The 3,847-nt window shown below is 55.1% G+C and carries 9 protein-coding genes; 2 read left to right on the forward strand and 7 right to left on the reverse strand.

Annotated features, from left to right (window positions below; translation table 11 throughout):
• Nucleotides 1-143: 143 nt before the first annotated feature.
• The 7 genes from PHI12_13900 to PHI12_13930 form a co-directional block, all read right to left on the reverse strand.
• Nucleotides 144-395 carry a hypothetical protein gene (locus tag PHI12_13900; GenBank protein MDD5511883.1) on the reverse strand — a complete coding sequence of 84 codons (252 nt, stop codon included), beginning with the start codon at nucleotides 393-395 and terminating at the stop codon, nucleotides 144-146.
• A 51-nt stretch (nucleotides 396-446) separates the two neighbouring features.
• On the reverse strand, nucleotides 447-611 hold the full coding sequence (locus PHI12_13905; protein MDD5511884.1) for a hypothetical protein: 165 nt from the start codon (nucleotides 609-611) through the stop codon (nucleotides 447-449).
• Between the two features lie 52 nt (nucleotides 612-663).
• A complete protein-coding gene (locus PHI12_13910) occupies nucleotides 664-912 on the reverse strand; it encodes a hypothetical protein (protein ID MDD5511885.1) in 249 nt (82 codons plus the stop codon).
• Nucleotides 913-1,095: 183 nt separating this feature from the next.
• Nucleotides 1,096-1,248 (reverse strand): hypothetical protein, encoded by a 153-nt coding sequence (locus PHI12_13915; GenBank protein MDD5511886.1) that lies wholly within the window; start codon nucleotides 1,246-1,248, stop codon nucleotides 1,096-1,098.
• 78 nt (nucleotides 1,249-1,326) lie between these two features.
• Complete coding sequence (locus PHI12_13920; GenBank protein ID MDD5511887.1) at nucleotides 1,327-1,692, reverse strand: hypothetical protein; 366 nt, start codon at nucleotides 1,690-1,692, stop codon at nucleotides 1,327-1,329.
• Between the two features lie 57 nt (nucleotides 1,693-1,749).
• On the reverse strand, nucleotides 1,750-2,376 hold the full coding sequence (locus PHI12_13925) for a hypothetical protein (GenBank protein ID MDD5511888.1): 627 nt from the start codon (nucleotides 2,374-2,376) through the stop codon (nucleotides 1,750-1,752).
• A complete protein-coding gene (locus tag PHI12_13930) occupies nucleotides 2,366-3,028 on the reverse strand; it encodes a hypothetical protein (GenBank protein ID MDD5511889.1) in 663 nt (220 codons plus the stop codon). Before PHI12_13930 ends, PHI12_13925 begins: the two co-directional genes overlap by 11 nt.
• 334 nt (nucleotides 3,029-3,362) lie before the next feature.
• Here PHI12_13930 and PHI12_13935 point away from each other — a divergent pair, with 334 nt between their 5' ends.
• Complete coding sequence (locus tag PHI12_13935; GenBank protein MDD5511890.1) at nucleotides 3,363-3,572, forward strand: hypothetical protein; 210 nt, start codon at nucleotides 3,363-3,365, stop codon at nucleotides 3,570-3,572.
• Nucleotides 3,573-3,576: 4 nt separating this feature from the next.
• The coding region (locus tag PHI12_13940; protein ID MDD5511891.1) for a hypothetical protein at nucleotides 3,577-3,847 on the forward strand (271 nt) is incomplete at its 3' end.

Consider the following 3,847-nt stretch of genomic DNA (forward strand, 5'->3'; position numbering starts at 1 on the left):
GGGCCGTATCCCACGTCGAAAATCTGTTTGGTCACTCCGTCGTTGTAGTAGTGGAGGTAGCTGATTGCCACCCCGCACTTGGGACACTTGGCCTTCCAATCTGTCATCGAATGATCTACCGCGAATGAGATAGGAAAAAGAGATTAAGTGGTTTCAGGCTCAGGCATGGGAACGAGTTGACCGCTAAGAAATCTGATGGCCTCCTCCTCGTTCTTGAACAACAGTTCCCAACACTCTGGACACTCAAAGTCGTTCCTGTCGTCGCTTGCGGGGTATGTGTGAACCTCGTCGTATCTCGCCCGACCATCGACGACGCGGAACTCCCACTCGTCCACCGCGTTCTGGACGTTGTGGAGGTGGTTAATCTCCTCACCGCATTTCGGACACTTCGGCATGGCAATCACCTGACTATCGCACAGGGGAAAATGAAAAGAACGGAAAGGGGTTTAGAGCTTCGCCACTATCTCGAAGGAGTCCACCTTCTGAGGGACGTAGATGGTCCCCTTGATGTCCCCGTCGAGGCGATAGCGGTTCGTTCTCAGGACTTTGCCGAACTTGTTTTTCTCGCCCTCGGCCTTGTCCAGCGTGGCCTTCGCCTTGAGTGTAGGCATGATGATCCAACCTAGTATCGGAAAAGGGAAAGTGAAAAGAAGGTAAGGGGTTTCAGTTGTTTGTTGGCATGACGGGAGCAAGCCCAACCGAGATGTCTGCCAGTTCGATGTTCTCGTTCTCCTCGCCTTCTATGAACGTCATCAGAACGTCGAACCTGAATCTCCCGCACTCGCAGACCACTTCGGCCTCGTAGCTCATCTCCGACGGCTCCGCGTCATCCGGCCTCTTGTGGAAGTGCTTTGGGTCGATGGAGATTTGCTCCCCGCAGTTAGGACACTCAACGTGGATCGGTGCGAACATGACAGGCCATCGCAAAAGGGAATGTGTTAGGATGGACGGGGGATGAGCAGGGGTCGAACTCCCGCGATAGCAACCGTCCATCCCGCCATCGCGGGATAGAATGATTGTCGAGGATGCGGATTCCAAGTCTCCCTGCACCCTCGGCATATTAAGTATCGCAAAAGAGAAAATGAGAAGAAGGGTTTAGTGGCTGGAAGTCATGCCACAGGCTTCGCACCGATACCACGACGTGTAGCCGAGATTGCCCAAGAAGATGAGGTTGCCCCCGCAAATCGGGCAAAGCTCCTCATCCACAAAGGGGAGGTAGTAGTCCTCGGCAGGATTGATCGTTCCCATAACAGAATATCGGAAAAGAGAAACTGAAGGCTCGGTCTAGTGAAAGAGGACGATAAAAAGAAGGAAAGGGGTTTGCGTCTATCCGTCTGGGTCGATATTCGCCGGAATCTTCTGGAACGTCGTCGTGTCGCCAGTTTCAATGCGGAGTTCGGTAACGTCGATGTCTATCAGGCGGAAGAGGTGGCTGTATAGCTTCTCCCACTTCCTCAGCTCCTTAAGGAGCGTTTCGTATTCATGCGACTCGCCCTCGAACTCGGCTTGGCTGGAGGGGCTGTCCGACAGGATGCGCTTATACTTCGCGTCGAGGACGGCGCACTCAAGATGGACATCGTCACCCAGAACTTCTTGGAGTGCGTCCCATGCCTGTATGCAGTCGTCGCGCTCGTTGTTCCAGCAGTCGTAGGCAAACTCGATTTCACCTTGCACATACGAGTTGGTTTCCATGTGACCACCTGCAAACAATCTATCGGAAAAGGGAAACTGAAAAAGAAGGAAAGGGTTTCAGCAGGGCTGGCCTATCGGTTGGACTTCCGGCTGTGGGTAGTCTGGACACCTGACAATACCGTTCTGCGCTCCGGCGCACCCGAACCGCTTCGGGCAATTGGCACACAGTCCGCGAGTCGGGCCACACTCCGCGACGCTCAGGCTGGCATACTCCTGAACGCGTTTTGACGTGCCATCGCTTCTCACGTGCAGGGCTTCCCGCGCCCTCTCCGAGCGAATCAGGGCGTCGAATCCCTTGGCACCTTGGCCCCTGCGCTTGGCATCGGTATTTAATGCCTTCGCACGTCCAGCACGTCGCACTAGTCTAGCCTTTTCTGCTGGCTCGAATCCAGATAGGAACCGTCGGAAACCGCGCTCCGACAGGTGCTTCCTTGCCAGCTTCACTTGGCACGACTTCCAAACCTCGTCCAGTATAGCCCACTTGACCTCTGGGTTCCACCTGAACGTGTCTAGCTCCGCAATCTGGATAGGCGGGTTCGGTGCCTCTGGGATGAGACAATCCACTTGCTGGCACCTGTCCAAGAACTCTTCGACGGACATCTGGACACGCCCGAAGTCGAAGAACCGCTTTGCCTTGTGCCGTAGCCAGCGATTGTAGTATGCTTGGACTGGATTAAGTGCCATGCCCTCTCACCCTCCGCGCTGGCTTGCGCTTGCGTGTCTTGCGCTTCTTCTTTTGGCCGTAACGCTTTAGCCACTTCGGCACCGTACTGGCTACCCTCTGGAACACTGGCTGTTTGCACACCGAACCGTTCTGCTTCCAGCCACACTCCTTGAGTACGGCCAGCACGAATTGGCGGGTGGTGGTCAAGTCCCTCGGTGCCAGCAGTGCGTTCACCGTTGCGTGGGTGACTGGCACCTCATGCTTTGCCAGCACGTCGGCCATCCTCGCCACGCCGACGGCCTTCTTTCCTCGGCCAGTCGGAAGATCAATTCTGCCAGCATCCTGAACGCAGTTCACTGGTATTAGGATGGTTCGCTCATCCCCGCACTCGCGCCTGACCAGTTGTGCCTTCCTAGCGAAGCTGGAAGGCTTCAGGATAGGCCATTGACGCTCGTACCGTGTGACGATGCCCCCGCCCTGTTGCCAGCTACCGGAACGCTCGTATCTGTCCCACTCATGCCCCCATCCGCGTACCTGCACGTCCAGCCGTATCGTCCCTAGCTCGCTGGAATAGTTCGCCAGCCGATTCTTCTTACACAGTCTGGTAGCCTTGTTGGACACCGTGACCAGCACAGCTCCAGATTGCATTTTCCTTGCTCTAGTTGGTTCCATTTGTTGTTCGACCTCCACTGGATTCAGATTTTGAATCTGAATCATGGGATGATGGGAGTCAGAGTATATAAATGCTCTTTGATAACACCAGCATGGAAAAGTCTATGATAACGGTAACCGTTATCAATTTAATGATTGATTTAATGAATGAATGAATGATTGAAAGGATGAATGAAAGACAGAACAAGAGAATGCACTAGAAAGCAGGGCCGTAGCGTGTAAAGAGAGGCTAGGCTAGATATCTATGGTCTGCGGGCTAAACGCCCGCTAGCGTGCGGGCAAGGGCCGTGCAAAGGCTAATAGACCCGTATTTCCGTCATGGTCTGGGGAGGATTTGCCGAGGACGATCACGGTGAAGCTGAGCCAGGAGGAATACCGCTTGCTCAGTCAGGCAAGGAGAGAGATCATCGCCATAGGCACCGATGAGGCGTCGAAGCGTCTGGGCTTCGACGTGAGGACGATCCTGGGCGAAGGCGTGGGCAGAGGAGCGGTAGTCGGCCTGGGTATGGTCAACCTTCTGAGAGTTCTCGACACCCGGAGGTGATTGTGTGGACAGGTTGAAGTATGATGCCGTGTACGGCGTGGGCGGCCTCTATCAGTCCTTTCTCAAATGGACCGTCGATCCCGTCGCGGCGGCGTTGCTGACACGAACGGCGGTCAGCTACATGGGCTTGATTGAGGACCGCGAGCGTCAGATTGAGCTCGAGAAGGAAAGACGGCAGGTGTTTGGGAAGATCGAAGGCTGGTTGAAAGGGATGAACCCGCCAGTTGACGTGGTAATTGCGCCGGGCGGCGAGGTGGAGAGGGATGCCTCGCTCA

This window comes from Dehalococcoidales bacterium (genome assembly GCA_028716225.1).
Classification (GTDB): Bacteria; Chloroflexota; Dehalococcoidia; order Dehalococcoidales; family UBA5760; genus UBA5760.

Bases quoted from the DNA above. Each gene is read 5' to 3' on its own strand.
- PHI12_13910 (MDD5511885.1), bottom strand. From the start codon at position 912: ATGTTCGCACCGATCCACGTTGAGTGTCCTAACTGCGGGGAGCAAATC.
- PHI12_13920 (MDD5511887.1), bottom strand. From the start codon at position 1,692: ATGGAAACCAACTCGTATGTGCAAGGTGAAATCGAGTTTGCCTACGAC.
- PHI12_13905 (MDD5511884.1), bottom strand. From the start codon at position 611: ATGCCTACACTCAAGGCGAAGGCCACGCTGGACAAGGCCGAGGGCGAG.
- PHI12_13930 (MDD5511889.1), bottom strand. From the start codon at position 3,028: ATGGAACCAACTAGAGCAAGGAAAATGCAATCTGGAGCTGTGCTGGTC.
- PHI12_13900 (MDD5511883.1), bottom strand. From the start codon at position 395: ATGCCGAAGTGTCCGAAATGCGGTGAGGAGATTAACCACCTCCACAAC.
- PHI12_13915 (MDD5511886.1), bottom strand. From the start codon at position 1,248: ATGGGAACGATCAATCCTGCCGAGGACTACTACCTCCCCTTTGTGGAT.
- PHI12_13925 (MDD5511888.1), bottom strand. From the start codon at position 2,376: ATGGCACTTAATCCAGTCCAAGCATACTACAATCGCTGGCTACGGCAC.